The 24,606-nt window shown below is 65.1% G+C and carries 21 protein-coding genes and 2 pseudogenes; 15 read left to right on the top strand and 8 right to left on the bottom strand.

Annotated features, from left to right (window positions below):
- Positions 1–188 precede the first annotated feature (188 nt).
- The 4 genes from D1F64_RS24965 to D1F64_RS22180 all read right to left on the bottom strand — a co-directional run bounded on the left by D1F64_RS24965 (position 189) and on the right by D1F64_RS22180 (position 2,444).
- A complete protein-coding gene (locus D1F64_RS24965; RefSeq protein ID WP_248304550.1) occupies positions 189–494 on the bottom strand; it encodes an AraC family transcriptional regulator in 306 nt (101 codons plus the stop codon).
- A 5-nt stretch (positions 495–499) separates the two neighbouring features.
- The gene (locus D1F64_RS24960; RefSeq protein ID WP_248304549.1) at positions 500–1,075 is read right to left on the bottom strand and encodes a hypothetical protein; all 576 of its coding nucleotides are present in this window, start codon (positions 1,073–1,075) and stop codon (positions 500–502) included.
- A 147-nt stretch (positions 1,076–1,222) separates the two neighbouring features.
- Positions 1,223–1,519 (bottom strand): hypothetical protein, encoded by a 297-nt coding sequence (locus D1F64_RS22185; protein ID WP_117414200.1) that lies wholly within the window; start codon positions 1,517–1,519, stop codon positions 1,223–1,225.
- A 148-nt stretch (positions 1,520–1,667) separates the two neighbouring features.
- A complete protein-coding gene (locus D1F64_RS22180) occupies positions 1,668–2,444 on the bottom strand; it encodes an ROK family transcriptional regulator (RefSeq protein ID WP_117414199.1) in 777 nt (258 codons plus the stop codon).
- Between the two features lie 372 nt (positions 2,445–2,816).
- On the opposite strand from D1F64_RS22180, the pseudogene D1F64_RS25240 reads away from it, so the two are divergent.
- From D1F64_RS25240 to xylB, 10 genes and pseudogenes are all read left to right on the top strand, one after another.
- A pseudogene (locus D1F64_RS25240) lies at positions 2,817–3,335 on the top strand (PfkB family carbohydrate kinase); the annotation flags it as partial.
- 95 nt (positions 3,336–3,430) lie between these two features.
- Complete coding sequence (locus D1F64_RS25235) at positions 3,431–3,760, top strand: PfkB family carbohydrate kinase (RefSeq protein ID WP_346432277.1); 330 nt, start codon at positions 3,431–3,433, stop codon at positions 3,758–3,760.
- Entirely contained in the window at positions 3,760–5,226 is a 1,467-nt protein-coding gene (gene zwf / locus D1F64_RS22170; RefSeq protein ID WP_117414198.1) for a glucose-6-phosphate dehydrogenase, read from the top strand. Before D1F64_RS25235 ends, zwf begins: the two co-directional genes overlap by 1 nt.
- Complete coding sequence (pgl, locus tag D1F64_RS22165) at positions 5,223–5,906, top strand: 6-phosphogluconolactonase (protein ID WP_117414197.1); 684 nt, start codon at positions 5,223–5,225, stop codon at positions 5,904–5,906. The genes zwf and pgl overlap by 4 nt, the downstream gene beginning before the upstream one ends.
- Before the next feature lie 405 nt (positions 5,907–6,311).
- Positions 6,312–7,622 (top strand): sugar ABC transporter substrate-binding protein, encoded by a 1,311-nt coding sequence (locus D1F64_RS22160; RefSeq protein WP_117414794.1) that lies wholly within the window; start codon positions 6,312–6,314, stop codon positions 7,620–7,622.
- 96 nt (positions 7,623–7,718) lie between these two features.
- Entirely contained in the window at positions 7,719–8,591 is an 873-nt protein-coding gene (locus tag D1F64_RS22155) for a sugar ABC transporter permease (protein ID WP_117414793.1), read from the top strand.
- A gap of 3 nt (positions 8,592–8,594) precedes the next feature.
- Positions 8,595–9,425, top strand: a complete 831-nt coding sequence (locus D1F64_RS22150) for a carbohydrate ABC transporter permease (protein WP_117414196.1) — start codon at positions 8,595–8,597, stop codon at positions 9,423–9,425.
- A gap of 9 nt (positions 9,426–9,434) precedes the next feature.
- The gene (locus D1F64_RS22145; RefSeq protein ID WP_117414195.1) at positions 9,435–10,436 is read left to right on the top strand and encodes an ABC transporter ATP-binding protein; all 1,002 of its coding nucleotides are present in this window, start codon (positions 9,435–9,437) and stop codon (positions 10,434–10,436) included.
- A gap of 176 nt (positions 10,437–10,612) precedes the next feature.
- Entirely contained in the window at positions 10,613–12,088 is a 1,476-nt protein-coding gene (locus D1F64_RS22140) for a mannitol dehydrogenase family protein (protein ID WP_117414194.1), read from the top strand.
- 18 nt (positions 12,089–12,106) lie between these two features.
- Positions 12,107–13,558, top strand: a complete 1,452-nt coding sequence (gene xylB, locus D1F64_RS22135) for a xylulokinase (protein WP_117414193.1) — start codon at positions 12,107–12,109, stop codon at positions 13,556–13,558.
- 9 nt (positions 13,559–13,567) lie between these two features.
- Here xylB and betA read toward each other — a convergent pair whose 3' ends face one another.
- The 4 genes and pseudogenes from betA to betI all read right to left on the bottom strand — a co-directional run bounded on the left by betA (position 13,568) and on the right by betI (position 18,941).
- Complete coding sequence (gene betA / locus D1F64_RS22130) at positions 13,568–15,181, bottom strand: choline dehydrogenase (protein WP_248304820.1); 1,614 nt, start codon at positions 15,179–15,181, stop codon at positions 13,568–13,570.
- A 179-nt stretch (positions 15,182–15,360) separates the two neighbouring features.
- Positions 15,361–16,824 carry a betaine-aldehyde dehydrogenase gene (gene betB, locus D1F64_RS22125; protein WP_117414792.1) on the bottom strand — a complete coding sequence of 488 codons (1,464 nt, stop codon included), beginning with the start codon at positions 16,822–16,824 and terminating at the stop codon, positions 15,361–15,363.
- Positions 16,825–16,838: 14 nt separating this feature from the next.
- Positions 16,839–18,355 (bottom strand): annotated as a pseudogene (gene betC, locus D1F64_RS22120) (choline-sulfatase).
- Positions 18,339–18,941 carry a transcriptional regulator BetI gene (gene betI / locus D1F64_RS22115; protein ID WP_117414191.1) on the bottom strand — a complete coding sequence of 201 codons (603 nt, stop codon included), beginning with the start codon at positions 18,939–18,941 and terminating at the stop codon, positions 18,339–18,341. Before betI ends, betC begins: the two are co-directional and overlap by 17 nt.
- Before the next feature lie 110 nt (positions 18,942–19,051).
- On the opposite strand from betI, the gene choX reads away from it, so the two are divergent.
- The 5 genes from choX (at position 19,052) to D1F64_RS22090 (ending at position 24,471) form a co-directional block, all read left to right on the top strand.
- Entirely contained in the window at positions 19,052–19,975 is a 924-nt protein-coding gene (gene choX / locus D1F64_RS22110) for a choline ABC transporter substrate-binding protein (protein WP_117414190.1), read from the top strand.
- 57 nt (positions 19,976–20,032) lie between these two features.
- Positions 20,033–20,872, top strand: coding sequence for a choline ABC transporter permease subunit (choW, locus tag D1F64_RS22105; protein ID WP_117414189.1), 840 nt, complete (start codon positions 20,033–20,035; stop codon positions 20,870–20,872).
- A complete protein-coding gene (gene choV / locus D1F64_RS22100) occupies positions 20,869–21,954 on the top strand; it encodes a choline ABC transporter ATP-binding protein (RefSeq protein ID WP_117414188.1) in 1,086 nt (361 codons plus the stop codon). Before choW ends, choV begins: the two co-directional genes overlap by 4 nt.
- 361 nt (positions 21,955–22,315) lie before the next feature.
- Positions 22,316–23,407, top strand: a complete 1,092-nt coding sequence (locus D1F64_RS22095) for a GlxA family transcriptional regulator (RefSeq protein ID WP_248304548.1) — start codon at positions 22,316–22,318, stop codon at positions 23,405–23,407.
- On the top strand, positions 23,401–24,471 hold the full coding sequence (locus D1F64_RS22090; RefSeq protein ID WP_117414186.1) for a GlxA family transcriptional regulator: 1,071 nt from the start codon (positions 23,401–23,403) through the stop codon (positions 24,469–24,471). Before D1F64_RS22095 ends, D1F64_RS22090 begins: the two co-directional genes overlap by 7 nt.
- The last annotated feature ends 135 nt before the right edge of the window (positions 24,472–24,606 follow it).

Below are 24,606 nucleotides of genomic sequence, written 5' to 3'. Positions count from 1 at the left end.
GAAGAATGTGTCGTGACGTGACCGAAATACGCATGAACTCAATTACCCCCAAGCCATGGCCGCCGTTCGATCGATGCGGTCCAATAACTTGATTTTTTAACTCATGTTAGAATTTTCGGATTGAACGTTCCTTCGGCGTCTTGAAGGAATTTTCGGCGAGCTTGCGTTCTCCACCGGCAAACCCAGGCTCACGTCCTGCGTTCGCGCAGCCATGCCGCCGGCGTCGTCCCCACCACGCCGCGAAAAACCCGCGTAAGATGCGCCTGATCCGCGAAACCCGTCGCCGCTGCGACTTCCGTGAGCGTGGTGGCCTGGGTGGTTTCCAGCATTCGCTGCGCGTGCTCCACCCGGCGGATGAGCTGCCAGCGATGCGGTGGCAGACCCGTGGACGCCTTGAAGGCTTGCGAGAAGTAGGACGGCGACAGATCCGCCACCGCCGCGAGTTCGCCAAGACTGACGTTGCGGGCGGAGTTTTCTTCCATAAAGTCGGTCACGCGCTTCAGTTGGCGCGCTCCAAGCCCCCGCGCCCCGATTGCGGGGTCGGCGAGACGTTGCCGATCAGCGTGAGGAGGGCGGAAACCAGGCTCTCGCCATACAGTTCGTGGATCGGACTCGGGTTTTGGCATTCAAGTGCGATCAGCCGCGCGAGCGGCAATAGCCGCTCATCGGAGAACATCAGTCGCGGCCTTTCCAGCGCGGCCACATCGAAGCGGTCGACGAAGCGCGCCGCGATCACATCCAGATCCAGATGAAGATCCATGTGCTTGAGCCGCCCCGGTCCCTCCAGCGAGGACCAGATCGGCATGCCCGCCGGAATGAAGCAGAGCGGCGCCTCGACGCGCAGCGATGCCCGTGATCCTGCGACCGGCGACGCCATGACGTCGATGGCGGCCTTTTCGTCGCTTTCCAGCAGCACGAAGAGACGCGGTGCCTGGGAGACATACTCACCGCCCGCATGCCTGTCGCATTCTACGTCCCAAACGTCCGCGATCAGCCCGGGCCACGACCGCGACCGGAGATCGCCCAGGATCGTAACGCCATGGAAGTCGCTCTTCATATGGGGGTGAAACGTCATTGGCGTGACTGTGCTCGGGAGGTGAGGAAGCAGGAACACATACAAAATATGAATATTAAAATCAAGTTTTTGATTTTTACAATTCCGCGGTGCCGCCGCTTGCCGTTCCCGGCATCCGAGGTCGCCGGCGGATGGTCCGTCGCCAGATCACGGTGCCGGGCTCGCGGCAAGCGCGGCGGGCTCATTGGAGCGTGCGGTCGTGGCGCGTACAAGGAGATCGGTGTCCGGCGAGAACCGCGCCTCGAGCGGCAGCATGGCGGCGCCGAGGACGCGGGCCATGGGACCGATGGATCCGGTCGTCACCGTCGCGGGCGTCAGGCCCGAGCGGTTGAAGCGCGGCAGTGCCTCCGCGAGGCGGCTGGTGATCCGCTGCCGCCAGGCCGGCGGCAGAAGACCGTCGACGACGACGCTCTGGAAGTCGATGACGCTCAGGGCGCAGACCACGGCCCGGGAGAGATCGCCGATTGCGGCATCGGCCCATGCGTCAAAGATCGCGTCGCATTCGGGGGACCCTCTCCGGCGAGCGCGCGTGCGTGGTCCATGCCGGCCGCCTCGAGCGCGCGCTCGAGCTGGATCACCGATGCGCTGTGGATCAGTTGTCCGGGGCGGCCGTCGGGGCCGGGCTGATCGATCGGCATGGAGCCGATGGCGCCCGCGTTGAACTGCTCCCCCGGTAGAGCTTTCCGTCGAGCACCACGCCGCCGCCGATGAAGGTGCCCAGATAGATATAAAGCGCGCTGCGGCTGGTGATGGCGTCGCCGGCGATCATTTCCGCGGCGCAGGCAGCGGTCGCGTCATTGTGCAGCGATGTCGGCAGGCCCGTGGCCTTGGCCAGCGCGTCGGCCACATCGGCGTCGCGCCAGCCATCGAGTGCGCCCGGCGCCAGGTCCAGCTCGCTCGCCCATTCCTGCAACTCGCCCGGCATGGCGATGCCGATGCCGACAACGCGGCGGCGCGCGGCCGCATCCAGTTGCGAAAGCAGTTCGCTGGTCTGGGCGATGGCGGTGGCGATGGTGTGAGCCGGAAAGGGGGCGGCGTATCGCTCGCCGCGCGTGTCGACGACGTCACCATGAAGGTTGACCAGGATAGCCTCGATGCTGCGGCGGCCGATTTTGACGCCCAGCGAGAACGCGCCCTGGGAATTGGGTGCGATCGGCGTGGACGGCTGGCCGACCTGTCCGCGCACCTTGTCGAGCTTCACCGCCAGGCCGTCGTCGACCAGCCGGCTGACAATGACCGAGGCCGCCTGGCCGCTCAATCCGGTCTCGCGCGCGATCTCCGCTTTCGACAGAGCGCCCGCACGGCGCAGGGCGCTCATGATCAGGCGTTCGTTGTAGGCGCGCAATCCGGTTGTGTCTCCGCCCCGCATGCTTTGGCTGTTCTCCCGACTGCCGATGCTTATCGTGATCGGAGTCTAGGCAAAAGATAATTGAAAAATCAATATGATTTAATTATTGACAAGCCATATCCATTATGGCCCGCTAGCATGCACGGCCGGGTGGTCTTTCCTAGAGCATATTGCGCGGAAAATGAACCCGATGGCACTGAGGATATTGATTGCAGGGATGTTTGAGCGAATTCCTTCGGGGCGCACGGAAAATCTCTCTTGGGAAGACAGTTCGAGCAGGCAAGCAACCATTGAAGGCCGAAACCATGACGTCTGCCATTCGGGCGCCACCGGAGCTGTCCGTCGTCCGCGTGACCGCGTGCCCGTGGACCGCCCTGTCACGGCGGTGCTGTGATGTTTCTGGTGTGCGGCGAAGCCCTGTGGGATCTGTTTGCTGTCGATGGCGCGGGCGGATTGTCGTTTGACGCGCGCATCGGCGGCTCGCCGTTCAATGTGGCTGTCGGCCTCGCCCGTCTCGGCCAACCCTCGGCATTGTTCACCGGACTTTCGACCGACCGTCTCGGTGAACGGCTGGCCGCCGCGCTGGATGGCGAGGCAGTCGTCACGCGTTTTCTCGTGCGCTCCGGCCGCCCGAGCACATTGAGCGTCGTCGACGTGGCGGCCGACGGGTCGCCGATTTACGTTTTTTACGGTCAGGGCGCGGCGGACCGGTCCATCGAGGTGCCGGATCTGCCTGATCTCGGGCCGGAGGTCTGGGGCCTGCACGCTGGATCCTTCTCGCTGGTCGCCGAGCCCGTCGGCTCGACCCTGCTGGCATTCTTTGAGCGCGAAGCCGGAAAGAGACTCCTGACGCTTGACCCGAATGTGCGGCTCAATGTGGAGCCGGACACCGAGCTCTGGCGTCATCGGATCGATGCGTTCGTGCGTTACAGCGATGTTGTGAAGGTGAGCGTGGAAGATCTCGATCTGTTGTATCCCGGCATCAAACCCTCCGATATCGTGGCGCGGTGGACGGATGCGGGGCGGGACTGGTGGTGGTCACCCATGGCGCCAAGGGCGCCGAGGCCTTCGGTCCGGCCGGACATGTCCGTGTCCCGGGCCGGGCTGTCGATGTCGTTGATACGGTGGGCGCAGGCGACAGCTTTCAGGCGGCGCTCGTGGCCGGTCTCGCCGAGCGCGGCATCTCGAGCCGCGCCCGGCTCAATGCGCTGACCCAGGAAGATGCCGCTTCGATCGTGACGGTTGCGATTCACGCCTCCTCTCTCACCTGTTCGCGCCGCGGCGCCGATCTGCCGCGGCTTGACGAACTTTCCGATTCCGCCACGGAGACCCTTTGATGGCCGCCAGTGTTGTTCCCGTGGATCCGTTCGATCTGGTGGTTGTGGGCGCGACAGGGGATCTCGCGCGCCGCAAGCTCATTCCGGCGCTGTATCACCGCCTGCGTGACGGCCAGATGCCGGACAGCGCCCGTATTGTCGGCGTGGCGCGCGAGGACATGGATGCGGACGGCTTCCGGCGGATGGCCGGGACGGCGCTCGATGAGTTCGCGGGGTCCGATGCCATGGACGCGGCGCTCAAGCACCGGTTTCTGTCCACCATCGATTATGTGCCGATGGATGTGTCCGACGCCAGCGGCTGGACGCGCCTTGGTGAGGCGCTGTCCGATGATGAGGCGCGATTGCGCGCCTTCTATCTCTCCGTCGCGCCGCGGTTTTTTGGCATGATTGCCGAAGGGGTACATGGCGCGGGCCTCTCGCGGCCCAATTCGCGCATCGTGGTGGAAAAGCCGCTGGGTCATGACCTCGCTTCGGCGCGGGCGCTCAACGGCTGTTTCGCCGGTCATTTCGACGAGCACCAGATCTACCGGATCGATCACTATCTCGGCAAGGAGACGGTGCAGAACCTTATGGCGCTACGCTTCGCCAATGCCTTTTTCGAGCCGCTGTGGAACGCGCGCTACATCGACCATGTGCAGATCACCGTTGCCGAGAGCGTCGGCGTCGAGGGGCGGGGGCCCTATTACGACGGGGTCGGCGCGATGCGCGACATGGTGCAGAACCATCTGCTGCAGCTGCTGTGCCTGATCGCCATGGAACCGCCGGCGCGGTTTGAACCCGATGCGGTGCGCGACGAAAAGCTGAAGGTGCTGCGCGCGCTGGCTCCAGTGACCAATGCCGAGGACGTGGTGCGCGGACAATATGCCTCTTCCCCCGGCATAGCGTCCTACGCGCAGGACGCGGCCGCCGCGACGAGCCATACGGAAAGTTTCGTGGCGCTGAAGACCGAAGTCGCCAACTGGCGCTGGTCGGGGGTGCCGTTCTACCTGCGCACGGGTAAACGGCTGCGGGCGCGGGTGTCCGAGGTTGCGATTGTCTTCAAGGCCGCGCCGCATGCCATTTTCCCCTCGGCCAGCGGCCGTTCGACGCAGAACGTTCTGGCAATCCGGCTGCAGCCTGACGAGGGCATCACCATGGGCATGACCATCAAGGAGCCGGGCCCCGGCGGCATGCGGCTGGCGCCGGCGGTCCTCGACATGACCTTCGCCAAGACCCTGGGTACGGCCGACATGCGCATGCCCGATGCCTATGAGCGGCTCGTGATGGACGTGATCCGAGGCGATCAGACCCTGTTCATGCGCGGCGACGAAGTGGAGGCTGCCTGGGAATGGGTCGATCCGATCACCAGGGCCTGGGAAGAGCGCGGCGACAGGCCGGCGCTCTATGATCCCGGCTCGTCGGGGCCCGATGACGCGCTCATGCTGATGCACCGCGACGGGCGCCGCTGGCGGGAGATTTCCGCATGACCCCGAAGATCATCGAATATTCTTCCCGCGTTGCGCTTGCCGCGGGCCTCGCGGATCTCCTGGCCAGGCGGCTCGCTGATCTTGTCGGGACGCGCGGGACCGCGCGGATCGCCGTTCCGGGCGGCACCACGCCGGCCGCGATGCTGACCTTGCTCGGGCAGGCGGATCTCGACTGGTCGCACGTGACGGTGACGCTGACGGACGAGCGGTGGGTGCCGTCGTCCTCGCCGCGGTCCAATCAGCGGCTTCTCGCCGAAACCCTGTTTGCGGGCGGAGCGGCTGCGGCGACCTTCGTGCCCCTGTATTCGGGCGCCGCTGAGCCGACCGGCGCCCTTGCAGCCGTTGCCGAGGGGGTGGAGCAGACCGCGTTGCCTTTGGACATCGCGGTGCTCGGAATGGGCGTGGACATGCATACCGCGTCGCTGTTTCCAGGCGCGGTGGGTCTGGCGGCGGCGCTCGCGCCGGATGCGCCCGCCGTTGTCGCGATCAAGGCCGCCGGCGCGGAGGAGCCTCGGGTCACACTGACCGCGCGGGTCCTCAAGGCGGCGGGTGAGCGACATATCATGATCGCTGGCGCGGACAAGCGCGCCGCCCTGGCCCGGGCGCTCGCGATGGAAGAGACCAGCGACGCGCCGATCCGCGCCGTCTTGAGCGGCGCGACGGTTCACTATTCCCTCTAGTTTCCGTCCGAAAGCGCGGTCCGGCTGCGGAATTGCATGCGTTCGGAGGCCTTGGTCGTTTAATTCAAAATCAGTGTGATTTATTAATAGACAAGACGCCGGCCTTGCGGCATATTCGTACAAACGCCGACAGGTGGCCTTGGGAGGGGCGCGAAGGCGAGGGGTGATCCCTCAGGTGGGCGGGGACCCGGCGCGTGCCCGATATTGCGGGTGCGGGCGACGGCGGTCAGACGCAATCGATAACCGGCTCATTCAGGCCGGAGTTCGTGTTTGCCTGCCACTCGTCCGGCGCTGCGTTCCGATTTCAAAGCTGTCTTAGAAATCGTTCCGCGTTGCGGAGCCTGATTTTTCGAAACCGCGCGGCATCAGACCGCAGACTGGGAGGACACCATGAAACATACACCCTTGAAATATGCGTCGTGGATACTCGGCGCGACCTCGGCGCTCGCCCTGAGCCTGGCGGCGCATGCGGAAACGATCACCATCGCCACCGTCAACAACGGCGACATGATCCGCATGCAGAAGCTCACCGATGATTTCACCAAGGATCACCCCGACATCCAGCTCGAGTGGGTAACGCTCGAGGAAAACGTGCTGCGTCAGCGCGTGACGACGGACATCGCCACCAAGGGCGGCCAGTACGACGTGATGACCATCGGCACCTACGAGGCGCCGATCTGGGGCAAGCAGGGCTGGCTGGTGCCGCTTGAGGGTCTCGGCGACGACTATGACGTTGATGATCTGCTGCCGGCGATCCGTGACGGGCTGACCATCGACGGCAAGCTCTATGCCGCGCCGTTCTACGGCGAAAGCTCGATGGTCATGTACCGCAAGGATCTGTTTGAGGCCGCGGGCCTGGAGATGCCCGACGCGCCGTCGTGGGACTTCATCGCGGACGCCGCGCGCAAGGTGACCGACAAGGAAAAGGAAATCTACGGCATCTGCCTGCGCGGCAAGGCGGGCTGGGGCGAGAACATGGCATTTCTGAGCGCCATGGCGAATTCCTTTGGCGCGCGCTGGTTCGACATGGACTGGAAGCCGCAGTTCGACACCCAGGCGTGGAAGGACACGCTGACCACCTATCTGGACCTGATGAAGGACGCCGGCCCTCCGGGAGCCTCGTCGAACGGCTTCAACGAGAACCTGGCGCTGTTCCAGACCGGCAAGTGCGGCATGTGGATCGACGCGACCGTCGCGGCGTCCTTCGTGACCAATCCCGAGGACAGCCAGGTTGCGGACAAGGTCGGCTTCGCGCTCGCTCCCGACAAGGGGCTCGGCAAGCGCTCCAACTGGCTGTGGGCCTGGACGCTGGCCATCCCGGCCGGAACCCAGAAAGCCGAGGCCGCCAAGGAATTCATCGCCTGGGCAACCTCCAAGGACTACCTCGAGCTGGTGGCGGAGAAGGAAGGCTGGGCCAACGTGCCTCCCGGAACCCGTGTGTCTCTCTATGAGAACCCCAAGTATCAGGAAGCCGCGCCCTTTGCCGAGATGACGCTGCAGTCCATCAAGGCGGCCGACCCGATCCATCCGACGGTTGAGCCTGTGCCCTATACCGGCGTGCAATACGCGGCGATCCCCGAGTTCCAGGGAATCGGCACTGCGGTGGGGCAGATGTTCTCCGCCGCGCTCGCCGGCAGCATGACCGCCGATCAGGCGCTGCAGAGCGCGCAAAGCCTGACAATGCGCGAGATGACCAAGGCCGGCTACATCAAGTAGCTCAGCCGCATCGGGCGCCGTCCGAGGATGGCGCCCGATGCCACCGTCTCCCGTGCGACCGGTTCATCCATCCGCCTCTTCGTGGAGTGTCAGACCATGGCCACCGCTCATTCGCGTATCGCGGCGCGGCTGATGATCTCGCCCGCAGTGCTCCTGCTGCTCGGCTGGATGATCATCCCCCTGTCGATGACGGTCTATTTCTCGTTCCTGCATTACAACCTGCTGATTCCCGGCGACCACCCGTTCATCGGCTTCGCCAACTACAGCTACTTTCTGACCGACCCGGCCTTCTTCGCGGCGCTTGCCAACACGCTGCTGCTGGTGGGCGGGGTCCTGGTGATCACGATTGTCGGCGGCGTGCTGCTGGCAATCCTGCTCGATCAGCCGATGTGGGGGCAGGGCATCGTCCGGGTCCTGGTCATCGCACCGTTCTTCGTGATGCCAACCGTCTCCGCGCTGGTGTGGAAGAACATGTTCATGAACCCGGTCAACGGGCTCTTCGCCAATATGGCGAAGGGGCTGGGGCTGCAGCCGTTCGACTTTCTCGCCCACGCGCCGCTGGCGTCGATCATCCTCATCGTCGCCTGGCAATGGCTGCCTTTCGCGACGCTCATTCTTCTCACCGCGCTGCAATCGCTTGACCGTGAGCAGCTCGAGGCGGCGGAGATGGATGGCGCCGGCGCGATCTCCAGCTTCTTCCACATCATGCTGCCGCACCTGGCCCGCGCGATCACGGTCGTGGTGCTGATTCAGACGATCTTCCTTCTGTCGGTCTTCGCCGAGATCCTGGTTACCACCAACGGCGGCCCGGGTTACGCGACCACCAACATCACCTATCTGGTCTACACCCAGTCGCTGCTGCAGTTCGATGTGGGCGGCGGTTCCGCTGGCGGCATCGTCGCCGTCATTCTCGCCAATATTGTCGCGATCTTCCTGATGCGGATGATCGGCAAGAACCTGGACATCTGAGCCATGGCGCGCGCAGTCACCAACCAACGCAAGACGGTCATGACGGCCCTCGCATGGGCGATCGGCCTCCTGATCTTCTTCCCGATTCTCTGGACCGTTCTGACGAGCTTTAAGACCGAGGCCGAGGCCATCGCCTCGCCGCCGTCCTTCATCGCCTTCGACTGGACGCTGGAGAACTACGTGGAGGTCCAGGAACGCTCCAATTACTTCCGGCATTTCTGGAATTCCGTCGTCATCTCGCTGGGCTCGACCGTGCTGGGGCTGGCTATCGCCATCCCCGCGGCCTGGTCCATGGCCTTTGTTCCGGGCAAGCGGACCAAGGACGTCCTGATGTGGATGCTGTCGACCAAGATGCTGCCGCCGGTCGGCGTGCTGATCCCGATCTACCTGATCTTCCGCGACACGGGTCTGCTCGACAGCCTTCCGGGACTGGTGATCGTGCTGATGCTGATCAATCTGCCGATCATCATCTGGATGCTGTTCACCTACTTCCGCGAGATTCCGGGCGAGATCCTGGAAGCCGCGCGGATGGACGGCGCGGGGCTGAAGGCCGAGATTCTCTACGTGCTGACGCCGATGGCGGTGCCGGGCATCGCCTCGACGATGCTGCTCAACATCATCCTGGCGTGGAACGAGGCGTTCTGGACCCTCAATCTGACCGCGGCGAAGGCGGCGCCCCTGACCGCGTTCATCGCGAGCTACTCAAGCCCCGAAGGGCTGTTTTACGCCAAGCTTTCGGCCGCCTCGACCATGGCGATCGCGCCGATACTCATCCTGGGCTGGTTCAGCCAGAAGCAGCTCGTGCGCGGGCTGACCTTCGGCGCTGTGAAATAGGAGGCGGACATGGGCGACATCGTGCTCAACCAGATCACCAAGAGCTTCGGTCACGTGCAGGTCATCCCGCCGCTCGACCTTACTATCAACGACGGCGAATTCGTCGTCTTCGTCGGCCCGTCGGGCTGCGGCAAGTCCACGCTGCTCAGGCTGATCGCCGGGCTTGAGGACGTCAGTTCCGGGGAGATCCAGATCGACGGCCGCAACGCCACGGAGGTGCCGCCCGCCAGGCGCGGCCTCGCCATGGTGTTCCAGTCCTACGCGCTCTATCCGCACATGTCGGTGCGCAAGAACATCGCCTTTCCGCTGAAGATGGCGGGGATGAGCAAGGCCGATATCGACGCCAAGGTCGAGGGCGCGGCGCAGGTCTTGAACCTTACCGATTATCTCGACAGGCGGCCGGGGCAATTGTCCGGCGGCCAGCGCCAGCGCGTCGCCATTGGCCGCGCCATCGTGCGCGAGCCCTCGGCCTTTTTGTTCGACGAGCCGCTGTCGAACCTCGACGCGGCGCTCAGGGTCAACATGCGGCTGGAAATTTCCGAGCTGCACAACAGCCTCAAGACGACGATGATCTACGTCACCCACGACCAGGTCGAGGCCATGACCATGGCGGACCGGATCGTGGTGCTGCACGCCGGTCGCATCGAGCAGGTCGGTACGCCCCTGGAACTCTACAGCCAGCCGCGCAACGTCTTCGTCGCGGGCTTCATCGGCTCGCCGAAGATGAACCTCATTGAGGGCGCGACAGCCAAGGCGCATGGCGCGGCGACGCTGGGGATTCGCCCCGAGCATCTCGCGGTGTCGACCGAGAGCGGCTCCTGGGAGGGCAAGGTCAGCATCTCCGAGCATCTCGGCTCGGATACCTTCCTGCATGTCCAGACCAGGGATCTCGGCACCTTGACCGCCCGCGTGGACGGCGAGTTTCCGGTTCGCCACGGCGATACGGTCTGGCTGACGCCGCAAGGCGACAAGCTGCACCACTTCGGCGCAGACGGGCTGGCGATGTCCTGACGTCATGTCCTGCGGACGGCCAGCCGCAAGGCGACACGTGAGCGATTGCGGAGCGCGGTGCCGGTGATGATCGGAGCCGCACTCGCGCCCGTTACTGAACATTGGAATGAAATCGCAGCCGAACCCAGGGACCGAACCCGGCTTCGTGCGGCAGTTGACGGCCGACAAGGACCATCATGACGACACGGCTTTCCATGGCAACGCTTCCCGCACTGGCCTCCCGTGTGGACGTGCCGACATACGATCGTGCGGCGCTCACCGCCGGGATTCTGCATTTCGGCGTCGGCAACTTTCATCGCGCGCACCAGGCGGTCTATCTCGACGCGCTGTTCCGCTCCGGTCGGGACCGCGACTGGGCGATCCTCGGCGCCGGCGTGATGCCGGGCGACGCGCGCATGCGCGCGGCGCTCGAGGGCCAGGACTGGCTGACGACGGTGGTCGAACAGTCAGCGGACAACAGTGTGGCGCATGTGACCGGCGCGATGACCGGCATGCTGCCGGTCGGGGACACGGATGCAATTCTCGACGCGCTGAGCGATCCGGCCATCCGCATCGTCAGCCTGAGCGTCACCGAGGGCGGCTATTTCGTCGACGCGGAAGGCCGTTTCGATCCCACCCATCCGGCGATCGTCGCAGATGGCGCGGCGCCGGACGCGCCGAAAACAGTGTTCGGGCTGATCGCGGCGGGGCTTGCGCGCAGGCGGACCGCGGGAGCCGAACCTTTTACCGTCATGTCGTGCGACAACATTCCGCACAACGGCGTCGTCGCGCGCAACGCCGTGGCGGGCACGGCGCGGCTGTCCGATCCCGGTCTCGCAGGCTGGATCACTGAGAGCGTCGCCTTTCCCAACGGCATGGTGGACCGCATCACGCCCGCCACCGGCGAGCGCGAACGCCAGAGCATGCGGGACGATTTCGGCGTCGAGGATGCCTGGCCCGTGTTCTGCGAGGATTTCAAGCAATGGGTGCTTGAGGATCGCTTTCCAGCGGGACGCCCCGCGCTGGAAGAGGTCGGCGTGCAGTTCGTCGACGACGTCACCCCGTTCGAGATCATGAAGATCCGGATTCTCAACGGCGGCCACGCGGTCATCGCCTACCCGGCGGGGCTGCTGGACATTCGCTTCGTGCACGAGGCGATGGAACATCCGCTCATCGCAGGCTTTCTGGAGAAGATCGAGCGCGACGAGATCATGCCCGCCGTGCCACCCGTGCCCGACACGGACCTCGACTGGTATTTCGGCGAGGTGAAGCGGCGCTTCGCCAATCCGAAGATCGGCGACACGATCCGCCGCCTGTGCCTGGACGGCTCCAACCGGCAGCCGAAATTCATCGTGCCGACGATTGCCGACAGGCTGGCCGCGGTGGGCGATGTCACCGGGCTTGCTCTGGAATCCGCCCTGTGGTGCCGCTACTGTTTCGGCGAGAGCGAAAGTGGAGCGGTGATCGAGCCGAACGATCCGAACTGGGACGACCTCGTCGCCACGGCCCGCCGGGCCAAGGACGATCCCGACGCCTGGCTGGCGATGGAGGCGGTCTATGGGGATGTCGCGAAGAACGAGATCTTCCGCGCCGCCTTCGCACACGCGCTGCGCGGCCTTTGGGAGCATGGCACCGAAGCTGTGCTCAAGCGCTACATCGACGGCGCCCTCTGACGTCTGAACGGGCACAGCATGTATCTCGGCCTCGATCTCGGGACATCCGGCCTCAAGGCCCTGCTGATGGACGGCGATCAGCGCGTGATCGGCACGGCCACGGCGCCGCTCGCCGTCTCGCGCCCGCATCCCGGCTGGTCGGAGCAGGACCCGGCCGCATGGATATCGGCGTTGGAACAGACGCTCGACACGCTGGCGCGCGACCATCGTTCTGCCCTCGCCGCGGTGCGCGGCATCGGGCTTTCCGGCCAGATGCATGGTGCAACCCTGCTGGACGCGGCCGACCGGGTGCTGCGGCCGTGCATCCTGTGGAACGACACGCGCAGCGCGGCCCAGGCCGCGCGGCTGGATTCTGATCCGCGCTTTCGCCGCATCTCCGGCAACATCGTGTTCCCCGGATTCACCGCGCCGAAACTCGTCTGGGTCGCGGAACAGGCGCCGGATCTCTTCGCGCGCATTGCCAAGGTGCTGCTGCCGAAGGACTATCTGCGCCTGTGGCTGACGGGCGAGCATGTCTCGGATATGTCGGACGCGGCGGGGACCAGTTGGCTCGACACGGGCGCGCGCGACTGGTCCGATGATCTGCTGGAGGCGACGGGACTGGGCCGCGACCAGATGCCCCGGCTTGTCGAGGGCACAGAGGTCTCGGGCAAGCTGCGCGGCGCGCTCGCCGATCGTTGGGGCATGGGTGGCTCCGTCGTCGTGGCCGGTGGCGGCGGCGACAACGCGGTCTCCGCCGTCGGCGCGGGCACGATCGCTCCGGGCTCCGCCTTCGTCTCGCTGGGCACCTCGGGCGTGCTGTTCGCCGCCATCGAGCGGTATCTGCCCGCGCCCGAAAGCGCTGTGCACGCCTTCTGCCACGCCCTGCCGGGTCTGTGGCACCAGATGGGGGTGATCCTGTCGGCAAGTTCCGCGCTCGACTGGTTCGCGCGCATCTCCCGCAGCACGGCCGCCGAGCTGCTGGCGGAGTTCGGCGAGGGGCCGCAGGCGCCCGGTGGCGTCACGTTCCTGCCCTATCTGTCAGGCGAGCGCACGCCGCACAATGACGCGGATATCCGCGGGGCCTTCGTCGGTCTCGCGCACGAGGACGATCGCGCGGCGCTGACGCGCGCCGTGCTCGACGGCGTGGCGTTTGCCCTGCGTGACAACCTCGAGGCGCTGCGGGCCGCGGGCACGGATATCTCGCGGGTTACGGCGGTGGGCGGCGGCTCGCGCGCGCACCGCTGGATCGAGGCGATCGCGAATGCGCTCGATCTGTCCGTCGACCTGCCGGCCAAGGGCGAGTCCGGGGCCGCGTTCGGCGCGGCGCGGCTGGGTCTGATCGCGGCGACGGGCGCAGATCCGCGCACCGTCTGCACGCCGCCTCCGATCGAGTGCACGATCGAGCCGGCCCGCGCCTTGCGCGGCGCGTATGAAGACGCCTATCGCCGTTACCGGGCGCTCTATCCCGCGCTGGCGGCGGTGCGTTAGCTGTCGAGCCTATCTGTCGGACGCACGCCAGCGCGGGTTGATCCAGGGCTCTGCGTTGTCGGCGGGAAGCGGCGTGCGCCCCAAAATGTGATCCGACGCCTTCTCGCCCACCATGATCGACGGCGCGTTGAGGTTGCCGTTGGTGATCCGCGGGAAGATCGAGCTGTCGGCGACCCGAAGCCCGTCGACGCCGATCACCCGGCATTCGGAATCCACGACAGCATGGGGATCGTCCGCGCGGCCCATGCGGCAGGTGCCGCAGGGGTGGTAGGCGCTTTCCGCGTGCTCGCGGATATGGTCGTCGAGTTCGTCATCCGTTTGCAGGCCGCTTCCGGGCAGGATCTCCGCGCCGCGATAAGGATCGAACGCGGATTGCGCGAAGATCTCGCGGGTGGTGCGGATGCAGTGGCGGAAATCCGCCCAGTCGCTGCCCTCGGACATGTAGTTGAACAAGATGCGCGGATCCTCCTTCGGATCGGCGGAGCGCAGCGAGACCGCGCCGCGCGAGGCGGAGCGCATCGGCCCCACGTGCGCCTGGAACCCGTGCCCCTCGGCCGCCGCCCGGCCGTCGTAGCGCACGGCGATGGGCAGGAAATGGAACTGGATGTCCGGATAGTCGATGCCGGCGCGCGAGCGGATGAAGCCGGCGCTTTCGAACTGGTTCGACGCCCCGAGCCCGTTCTTGAACAGCAGCCATTGCGCGCCCGCGAGCGCCTTTCCGAACAGGTTCCAGTGCTTGTAGAGCGTGATCGGCTGGGTGCAGGCCTGCTGGATGTAGAGCTCGAGGTGATCCTGCAGGTTCTGCCCGACGCCAGGCCGGTCGGCATGCACCGCGATGCCGTGTTCGGCCAGATGCGCGGCCGGGCCGACGCCCGACAGCATGAGGATCTTGGGCGAGTTGATCGACGAGGCGGCGACGATTACCTCGCGGTTGGCTTTGACGACCTCGGTGCGGCCGCGGCGCTCGATCTCCACGCCGGTCGCCCGGCCGTTCTCGATCACCACCTTGCGGGCGAAGCAGCGGATCAACTGCAGGTTCGCGCGCGTCAAGGCCGGCTTGAGATAGGCGTTGGCGGTGGACCAGCGGCGGCCGCGCCACACCGTCTGCTCCATCGGGCCGAAGCCCTCCTGCTTTTCGCCATTGTAGTCGTCGGTCAGTTCGAATCCGGCTTGCGCGCCCGCCTGCACGAAGGTCTTTATCAGCGGATGCTCGCGCGGCCCTCGCGTGACATGCAGCGGACCGTTTTTTCCGCGCCATTCGGGATCGCCGCCGTGGCCGCCGTCGTGCCAGTTCTCCATGCGTTTGAAGTAGGGCAGCACGTCGGCATAGCCCCAGCCTGTGGCGCCGCTCTCTGACCAGTGGTCGTAGTCGTGCGCGTGACCGCGCACATAGACCATGCCGTTGATGGAGGACGAGCCGCCCACCACCTTGCCGCGCGGGCACACGAGCTGCCGCCCGCCGAGGCCCGGTTCCGGCTCGGACAGGAAGCCCCAGTCGTAGCGGCGCATGTTCATCGGGTAGCTGAGCGCCGCCGGCATCTGGATGAAGGGGCCGAAATCGGTGCCGCCGAATTCCAGCACGATGACCGAATGGCGGCCGTCCTCGCTGAGCCGGGCGGCCATGGCCGCGCCGGCCGAGCCGGATCCGATGATGACAAAATCTGCCTGCACGCGCTTGTTCCTCGCCGGCCCGGCACACGGGCCGTGCTGTTGGGCCTTGCTGTCAGATACCGGTGCAGCGTTGCCGGAGGGTCCGGGGCTGCATCCTCTCCTGTGCCGGCGGCCTGACGGCCGCCCGCTCGTCAGTAGGCGGCTTCCACGTCGCCCATGGCGACATAGACGGTCTTGATCTGCGAGTAGTGGTCGAGCGCCGCGCGCGCGTTTTCGCGCCCCACGCCGGAGCCCTTGACGCCGCCGAAGGGAATCTCGACGGGCGTCAGGTTGTAGGTGTTGATCCAGCAGGTGCCGGCCTCGAGCGCGGCGACGACGCGGTGCGCGCGCGTCAGATCGCGGGTGAAGACGCCGGCGGCGAGGCCGAATTCCGTCGCATTGGCGCGGGCGATCACCTCAGCCTCGTCGGAAAACGCAAGCACCGACAGTACAGGGCCGAATATCTCCTCGCGCGCGATGGCCATGTCGTCGGTGACGCCGTCGAAGACCGTCGGCTCGATGTAGAAGCCGGCGTCCTTTTGGGTCTCGGGAATGCCGCCGCCGATCAGCAACGCGGCGCCTTCCGCCTTGCCTTTTTCGACGTAGCCCAGGACCTTGTCGCGCTGGGCCTTGGAGACAAGCGGTCCGACCTGGGTTTCCGGATCCATCGGATCGCCAATGATCGCGGTGCGCGTGCGTGCGACCAGCCGTTCCAGGAACTGTGCCTTGACGCCTTCATGAACGAAGACGCGGGTGCCGTTGGAGCAGATCTGGCCGGTTGAATAGAAGTTGCCGTTGATCGCGGCGCTGACAGCGTTCTCGATGTGGGCGTCGTCGAAGATGATCAGTGGCGACTTGCCGCCAAGTTCCATCGTGACGTGCCGGATGCCTTGGGCCGCCGCGCTGTAGACCTTGCGGCCGGTGGGAACCGAGCCGGTGAGCGAGACCTTGTCCACCCGGCCGTCGTTGATCAGCGCCGCGCCAACATCGCCGTAGCCCTGCACCACGTTGAACAGTCCGGCCGGCGCTCCGGCCTCGATCAGGATCTCGGCCAGCTTCAGGGCGCAAAGCGGCGTCATCTCGGAGGGCTTGAACACCATGGCGTTGCCGCAGGCGAGCGCGGGCGCGGCTTTCCAGCAGGCGATCTGGGTGGGATAGTTCCACGCGCCGATGCCGACGCAGACGCCGAGCGGTTCGCGCAGCGTGTAGGCGAAATCGCTGCCCAGTTGCATGGTCTCGCCGGTGAGCGTCGTCGCAATGCCGCCGAAATACTCCAGCGCATCGGCCCCCGACGTGGCGTCGGCCACAAGCGTTTCCTGGATCGGCTTGCCGGTGTCGAGCGTCTCGAGTTCGCTCAGTTCCTGGTTGCGCGCGCGGATGATGTCGGCGGCGCGGCGCAACACCCGGCCGCGCTCCACCGGCGCCAGCGCCGCCCATTGCTTCTGGGCGCGCTTCGCCGCGGCAAGCGCCTTGTCGATGATCGCCGGCGTCGCGGAATGCAGCATTGCGATCGTCTCGCCGGTCGCGGGATAAATGCAGGCGATTTCAGCGCCTTCGGTGTCCTCGACGTAGGCGCCGTCGATGAAGTGGCTGGCCCGGGGCTGCGCGTCGCGCATGGTCATTCTCCTCGTTATTCCCCTCTGGGGAATCGCTGGTTTTCTTCCAGCACGTTCAGGTCCATGTGGTTGCGCATGTAGCGTTCGGAGGCGCGCTGCAGCGGCTCGAAATCCCACGGGTAGAAGGTGCCGTTGCGCAGCGCCTCATAGACGATGTGCCGCCGGGCCTGGCTCTCGCGCACCTCCGCGTCATAGGCGTCCATGTTCCACAGCGTCGCGACCTCGGCGGCGAACGCTTGCGCGATCTCGGCGCAGGCCGGGTCGGCGGCGCGGTTGGTCAACTCGTCGGGGTCAGCGTCGAGGTCGTAGAGCTGCGGCGGGTCGAGCTCGCAATGGATGTATTTCCATTGATCCCGGCGCAACGCGACGAGCGGGGCGATGGAGCCTTCGGCCGCGTACTCCATGCGCACGGGTGCGGTGCGCGGCGTGCCTTGGGACAGCGGCACGAGGGTTTCTCCGTCCGTCCACGGCGCGATTTCGCCCAGATCGATGCCGGCGATGTCGGCCAGCGTCGGCGTCACGTCCACGGTGCTGACCGGCGCATCGATGCGGCCCGCGGGCATCTGCGGCGCGCAGATCATCAGGGGCACGCGGGCGGATCCATCGAAGAAGCTCATCTTGAACCACAGTCCGCGCGCCCCGAGCATGTCGCCGTGGTCGGAGACGAAGAGAATCACCGTGTCCTCTCTCTGGCGCGTGCCGTCGAGCGCCGTGAGCACCTCGCCGATCTTGTCGTCGAGATAGGAGATATTGGCGAAATAGGCCCTGCGGGAGCGGCGGACATCCTCGTCGGTGATATCGAATTTCTGCCTGTCGCACGCATCGACAAGGCGCTGTGAATGAGGGTCCATTTCCTCACGGGCCAAGGCCGGGGCTTCTGGCAGAAGATGCGCGCAATCCTCATAGAGATCCCAGTATTTGCGCCGCGCCACGTAAGGATCGTGCGGATGGGTGAAGCTGACGGTCATCATCCACGGGCGATCGTCCAGCGCGCGGCCGAAATCGTAGACCTGCCGCGTCGCGCAATGGGCGACGTCGTCGTCGTATTCGAGCTGGTTGGTGATCTCGGCGACGCCCGCGCCCGTCACCGATCCCATGTTGTGGTACCACCAGTCGATCCGCTCGCCGGGCTTGCGGTAATCCGGGGTCCAGCCGAAGTCGGCGGGATAGATGTCGGTGGTCAGACGGTCCTCGAAGCCATGCATCTGGTCGGGGCCGACGAAATGCATCTTGCCCGAGAGCACGGTGCGGTAGCCCGCGCGGCGCAGGTGGTGCGCATAGGTCGGGATGTCGGAGGCGAATTCGGCCGCGTTGTCGTAGACGCGCGTGCGCCGGGGAGCTGGCCGGACATGTAGCTGGCGCGGCCCGGGGCGCACAGCGGCGATCCGGTGTAGGTGTTGGCGAAACGCGTCGAGCGGGCCGCCAGCGCCTTGAGGTTCGGCGCATGCAGCCATTCCGCCGGACCGTCGGGAAACAGGGTGCCGTTGAGCTGGTCCACCATGAAAATGAGAATGTTAGGCCGTCTGGACATGGTGGTTTTTCCTTTCGAGCCAAAGATCGAGATAGTCGTTGACCATCGCGCTGGCCTTGTCCCTGTCGGAGGCGGCCTCCTGCAGCGCGGCGCGGATGTAAAAGCCGTCGATGAGCGACGCGAGGCCTTGTGCGACCTGCCGGGCGGTGGCCGCGTCGAAAATCTGGCGCAGGTCGAAAATCAGGTTCGATTGCAGACGTTTTGCGTAAACGTGCAGCAGCCGCCTCGCCTCGGGCGACTGCAGCGCCTTGACGTAGAACGCCAGCCAGGCGGCGATGACCTCTCGCTCGAACTGGCTGGGCGCGAAACTCACGTCGATGATGGCGCGAATTCGGGCTTCCGGAGTGTTTGCCCGCATCAGTCCCGCGCGGACACTTTCGCCATACATATTAAGGATGTAGCGGATCGCGGAGAGGAAGATCTGTTCCTTTGACCCGAAATAGTGATGCGCGAGCGCTGGCGACATGCCCGCGGATTTGGCAATCTGACTCACCGTCACGTCCAGCGATCCGGCTCTGCCGATCTCTGATATCGTTGCGAGAATCAGTGCCTTGCGGCGCACGGGTTCCATTCCGATCTTGGGCATTCTTTGATCAGGCCTTTTGCGTAGCCGGGCTTTACATTTGCAGCTGCGTCGTTTTTGATTAACCCGTCAGTCAAGAAAAACGCAACCGAAACCCGAAAAAAGGAATCGTGATGATCAAATCCGCGCTAACATTGACGAGCGCGCTGGCGCTCTCCCTGGTCGCCAGCTCTGCACTCGCACAGTGCGAGGAGGTCACCTTTTCGGACGTCGGCTGGACCGATATCACCACCACCACCGCGGCCACCAAGCAGGTCCTCGAGGCCCTCGGCTACGATGTGGATGTGAAGGTTCTGTCCGTCCCGGTGACCTTCGCCTCGCTGAAAAGCGATGATGTCGACGTGTTTCTCGGCAACTGGATGCCCGCGCAGGCGGGCGCCATCAATCCGTATATCGAGAGCGGCGAGATCGAGAGCATCTCGACCAACCTCACGGGCACCAAATACACCCTGGCGGTCCCGACCTACACCTATGAGAAGGGCCTGAAGAGCTACGCGGACATCGCGAAGTTCCGTGAGGAGCTCGACGGCAAGATCTACGGCATCGAGCCGGGCAACGAGGGCAATGCGTATCTGGTCAGCCTGACCGAGAAGAACACGTTTGGTCTTGAAGGCTTCAAGATCGTCGAAAGCTCCGAGCAGGGCATGCTGGCCCAGGTGCGCCGCGCGGTCGACGACAAGAAGGACGTCGTCTTCCTCGGCTGGGAACCGCATCCGATGAACGCCAACTTCTCGCTGAAGTACCTGCCTGGCGGCGAGGATTTCTTCGGCGGCGAAGGCGTCGTGCACACGGTCACGCGCAAGGGCTATGTCGAGGAATGCCCGAACGTCGGCAAGTTCCTCAAGCAGGTCAAATTCACCCTGCCGATGGAAAACATGATCATGGGTCAGATCCTGAACGACGGCGCGGAAGCCGACGACGCGACCATGGCCTGGATGAAGGCCAATCCGGAGGTGGTCATGGGCTGGGTTGACGGCGTGAAAACCGTTGACGGCGCTGACGGCGCAGCAGCTGTAGCGGCCAAATTCGGGTTTTGATATTGACGATCAGCCCGGCCCTGGCGCCGGGCTGATCCTTTTGGGGCGGGCATCATCTTGGATTGGTTGACTGACAACAAGATCCCGGTCGGACATTGGGCGAGTGCCTATGTCGACTGGCTCAGGGACAACTTCTCTGGGTTCTTCGATTCATTGGCGGACGGCGCGGAGGTTCTCATCGAGGGGCTGCTGTGGCTTCTGCAGACGCCGCATCCCCTTGTCATCATCGCGCTCAGCGTCGCGCTGACCTGGTGGCTGCAACGCAGATGGTCGACGTGCCTGCTGGTGCTGGTCGGTTTTCTGTTCATTCTCAATCAGGATTACTGGGAAGAGATGACGGAGAGCCTGACGCTGGTGATGTCCTCGTGCATCGTCTGCATGGCCATCGGCGTTCCCATCGGCATCGCCGCCGCGCATCGGCCCAAGATGTATCAGGTCATGCAACCGGTGCTGGATCTGATGCAGACGCTGCCGACCTTCGTCTATCTCATTCCGGCGATCGTCTTCTTCGGCATCGGCATGGTGCCGGGGTTGATCGCCACGGTCATCTTCGTGGTTCCCGCGCCGATCAGGCTGACATATCTGGGCGTGTCGTCCACGCCGACACCGCTTCTTGAGGCGGTGGACGCGTTTGGCGGCACCGGCACCCAGAAGCTTCGCAAGGTCGAATTGCCCTATGCGCTGCCGCAGATCATGGCGGGTCTGAACCAGACCATCATGCTGTCGCTGTCCATGGTCGTCGTCGCCGCGCTGGTCGGAGCCGACGGACTCGGCGTGCCGGTGGTGCGCGCGCTCAATCAGGTCAACACGGCGCTTGGGTTCGAGAGCGGATTCGTCATCGTGGTGATGGCCATCATTCTCGACCGCATGCTGCGTATCAAGCGGGACTCCAAATGACCGAGGCGATTGAAACGGCGGCCGCCGTCGAGTTCGACAATGTAAGCATTGTCTTTGGCGACAATCCCGAAAGCGCGCTGCCGCTGATGGATGCGGGGCAGAGCCGCGCCGAAATCCAGCAGGAAACCCAGCAGGTTCTCGGCGTGCACAACTGTTCGCTGTCTGTCCAGCCCGGCGAGATCCTTGTGCTCATGGGTCTTTCGGGGTCGGGCAAGTCGACGCTTCTGCGCGCGGTGAACGGGCTCAATCCGGTTGTGCGCGGTTCGGTGCGCGTGCACAGCGAAGGCTGGACCTGCGACCCGACGTCGTGCCCGGCGGATGAACTGTTGCGGCTTCGGCGCGAGTGCGTCGCCATGGTGTTCCAGCAGTTCGGTCTGCTGCCGTGGCGCAACGTGGTCGACAATGTCGCGCTGGGTCTGGAGCTGAGCGGCATGGGCCGCATTCAGCGCGAGGAACGGGTGCGCGAGCAGTTGGACCTCGTCGGTCTGTCCGATTGGGCGGAAAACAAGGTCTCCGAGCTCTCCGGCGGCATGCAGCAGCGTGTCGGTCTGGCGCGGGCGTTCGCCACCCATGCGCCGATCCTGCTGATGGACGAGCCGTTTTCCGCGCTCGATCCGCTGATCCGCGCCCGGCTGCAGGACGAGCTGCTCGAGCTTCAGGAGAAGCTGCAGCGCACGATCATCTTCGTCAGCCACGATCTCGATGAAGCCTTCAAGCTGGGCAACCGCATCGCGATCATGGAAGGCGGGCGGATCGTGCAATGCGGCACGCCGCAGGAAATCATCGCCAACCCGGTGAACGACTATGTCGAGGATTTCGTGGCGCATATGAACCCCCTGAACGTGCTCCAGGCGTCAGATGTGATGTCCGCGGAGCTCGTCGCCTCGACCGCCTTCACGGTGCGCGAGGACGCGCCGATTGCCGATGTCATCGATGCCTTGTCCGCGGGAGCCGCCGTGGTTGCCGTGCTCGACGAGAACGGCGCGCCGGTCGGCTCCATCTCCGGCCAGATGATCATCGAAGCGCTGCAAAAGGCGCCGGCCCGCGAACCGGCGTTGGAGCCGGGGGCGGCGTCGGTCTGATGGTGTGTTTGGCCGGCGCGGCGGACGTGACCGGCCGCGAAGGCGGGCGGGGCGCTGCTTACGGTCGGGCAAGCCTTTGCCGGCGCGTAATTTGTTAATGCGCCGGACAGGCAATCGCGTTACCCTTGCGTTACGACAACAGCCTGCCGCGATCGCTGCAAGACGCTGCGGAGAGGGATGTCGAAGACGAATGCCTGGAGCATCCGGGCAAGGGAGTCGCCGCGGGCGCATGGGTGCTGGAAACGGACCGGTCTAGAACCGCCAGATCCATGTTTCGGTTCAACATGCTCCAATACGCAATTGGAGCGCATTCCGATCCGCCGTTCATGAGGCGGACCGGGGCCCGCTTCTGGGGATCGCCTTGGCATCGAACGAAGACGCTCCGGAAACCATTGGTTTCCTCCTCATTCCTCAACTCTCCATGATCGCCTTCGCGGCGGCGCTTGAGCCGTTGCGTCTGGCCAACCACCTCAGCGGCAAGACGCTCTATCGCTGGGTGCTTGTGTCCCGCGATGGTCGCAGCGAGACGGCCAGCAACGGGATCCCTTTGGCCGTTGACCACAGCCTCGCCGATGCCCCGCCGTTACAGACGGTAATCGTGTGCAGTGGCATCGACGGTCATTGGTACAACGACCGTTCGGTTCGCGCGTGGTTGCGCCGCACCGCCGCCAATGGCGCGGCGTTGGGGTCGCTATGCACCGCCAGTCACATTCTGGCCAGCGCCGGGCTTCTGGACGGGTACCGGTGCACCGTGCACTGGGACAGCCTGGCGAGCTTTGCGGAGAATTTTCCCGAGATAGAAGCGACCGGCGAGCTGTTCACCGTTGACCGGAAACGGTTCACATGCGCGGGCGGCACGGCGGCGGCGGACATGATCCTGCACCGCATCGCCGCGCGGCATGGGGAAGGGCTCGCTGCGCGCATCTCCGAGCAGATGCTGCACGACAAGATCCGTCCGGCGGCGATGCAACAGAACGCGATTATCCAGCAGCCTCTGGGGGTCGAGAGCGAGGAGTTGCAGGCGGCGATCCGGCTGATGCTGGCGACCATCGAACGGCCGCTTGATCTTCTGACTCTGGCGAACCGGCTCGGCCAGTCGCGGCGCAACATCGAGCGCTTGTTCCGCACCTACATGAACTGTTCGCCTGGCAAATACTATCTCGGCTTGCGGCTGACCCGGGCGCGGCAGCTGCTGCATCAGACCAGCATGACGGTGCAGCAGGTCGCCGTGTGTTGCGGTTTTGTCTCCTCGACACATTTCAGCACCTGTTATCGCGACCATTTCGGTGTGCCGCCGCGATCGGACCAGATCAGTCATCGCTATCGCATGAGCGCCTTCGCCTCGGCGATGGCCGCGCCGCACCCTGATGTCGCGCCGGGGATGGCCGATGCGATGGTTCCCCAGGCGGTGTTCGATCCCGCGCGCGACGCCGAGGAAGAGACGCCGTGGTAGCGCGGAGGTCGCCGTCCGGCGGCGCGGCGGCGCCCGCGTTGTCCGTCGGCTTTCTGCTGACCAACAATTTCACCCTGACCGCCCTGTCGAGCTTCGTCGATGCGTTGCGTCTTGCCGCGGACGAGGGCGACGGCAGCCGGCCGATCCGGTGCCGCTGGCGCGTTCTTGGAAATCCCGGCGTCGCGGTGGCCTCCAGCTGCGGCATCAAGATCACGCCGGACAGCGATCACGATATCAGCGGTCTGGATTATCTGGTGATTGTGGGCGGCTTGCTGCATCGCGGGCCCCAGATCGATGCGCGGACGCTGGCCTGCCTGCATGCCGCCGCCGCCGCCGGGGTCCCGCTGGTGGGTGTCTGCACCGGCAGTTTCGTATTGTGCCGCGGCGGTCTGATGCAGCATCGGCGATGCTGCGTGAGCTGGTATCATTACCGCGATTTCGTGGAGGAATTTCCCGATCTCGAGCCGGTGGCCGATCAGCTCTATGTCGAGGACCGGGATCGGATTACCTGTTCGGGCGGCGCCGGCGTCGTCGATCTCGCGGCCTTCCTGATCGAGCGGCATCTGGGGCGCGCCGCGGCGATCAAGGCCATGCATATCCTGCAGGTGGACAAGGCGCGTCCCGCGGGTCAGTCGCAGCCGCCGCCCATGCTGGGCGGCGATGTGCTCGACGAGCGTGTGCGCCGGGCCATGCTCTTGATGGAGCAGCATCTGACCGATCCGCTGGCGGTCGAGGATATTGCCCGGAGGCTCGCCGTCAGCACACGGCAGTTCGAGCGGCTGTTTCACGCCGCCACCGCCATGAGCCCCAACCGTTTCTACAGGCTCTTGCGCCTGCGCTACGGTCTGTGGATGCTGAAGACGACGCAGCGTTCCGTGACCAATGTGGCGCTTGAGGCCGGGTTTTCGGACTGCGCGCATTTTTCGCGTCAGTTTCGCGACGTGTTCGGGATCAATCCGTCGCAAGCGCGCAAGGACGGGGATGCCGCAATGCTGCGTTCGGGCATTCCGCCACGCAGCAGCGCCGCGCCCGATGGCCCGGCGGACCGTCGGTTTTTCGACTGATTTCAGGACGTCTCTGTACTGTCCGGCGACGCCGCGCCCGCTCCTGGCGCCCAGGCGCGCGGCAGCGTTCTTGTCGCGTTTGTTCAATCAGGAAGGCCGCTGCGTTCTATCGCCTGAACGCGCGCTCAGGCAGCT

The sequence above is a fragment of the Breoghania sp. L-A4 genome, assembly GCF_003432385.1.
In the GTDB taxonomy this organism is placed as follows: domain Bacteria; phylum Pseudomonadota; class Alphaproteobacteria; order Rhizobiales; family Stappiaceae; genus Breoghania.
Note: the sequence above shows the minus strand (reverse complement) of the source record. Positions and strands in the feature narration are given on the sequence as shown.

Bases quoted from the DNA above. Each gene is read 5' to 3' on its own strand.
- D1F64_RS24960 (WP_248304549.1), bottom strand. From the start codon at position 1,075: ATGACGTTTCACCCCCATATGAAGAGCGACTTCCATGGCGTTACGATC.
- D1F64_RS22180 (WP_117414199.1), bottom strand. From the start codon at position 2,444: ATGCGGGGCGGAGACACAACCGGATTGCGCGCCTACAACGAACGCCTG.
- zwf (WP_117414198.1), top strand. From the start codon at position 3,760: ATGGCCGCCAGTGTTGTTCCCGTGGATCCGTTCGATCTGGTGGTTGTG.
- pgl (WP_117414197.1), top strand. From the start codon at position 5,223: ATGACCCCGAAGATCATCGAATATTCTTCCCGCGTTGCGCTTGCCGCG.
- D1F64_RS22155 (WP_117414793.1), top strand. From the start codon at position 7,719: ATGGCCACCGCTCATTCGCGTATCGCGGCGCGGCTGATGATCTCGCCC.
- D1F64_RS22150 (WP_117414196.1), top strand. From the start codon at position 8,595: ATGGCGCGCGCAGTCACCAACCAACGCAAGACGGTCATGACGGCCCTC.
- D1F64_RS22145 (WP_117414195.1), top strand. From the start codon at position 9,435: ATGGGCGACATCGTGCTCAACCAGATCACCAAGAGCTTCGGTCACGTG.
- D1F64_RS22140 (WP_117414194.1), top strand. From the start codon at position 10,613: ATGACGACACGGCTTTCCATGGCAACGCTTCCCGCACTGGCCTCCCGT.
- xylB (WP_117414193.1), top strand. From the start codon at position 12,107: ATGTATCTCGGCCTCGATCTCGGGACATCCGGCCTCAAGGCCCTGCTG.
- betA (WP_248304820.1), bottom strand. From the start codon at position 15,181: ATGGCCGCCCGGCTCAGCGAGGACGGCCGCCATTCGGTCATCGTGCTG.
- betB (WP_117414792.1), bottom strand. From the start codon at position 16,824: ATGCGCGACGCGCAGCCCCGGGCCAGCCACTTCATCGACGGCGCCTAC.
- betI (WP_117414191.1), bottom strand. From the start codon at position 18,941: ATGCCCAAGATCGGAATGGAACCCGTGCGCCGCAAGGCACTGATTCTC.
- choX (WP_117414190.1), top strand. From the start codon at position 19,052: ATGATCAAATCCGCGCTAACATTGACGAGCGCGCTGGCGCTCTCCCTG.
- choV (WP_117414188.1), top strand. From the start codon at position 20,869: ATGACCGAGGCGATTGAAACGGCGGCCGCCGTCGAGTTCGACAATGTA.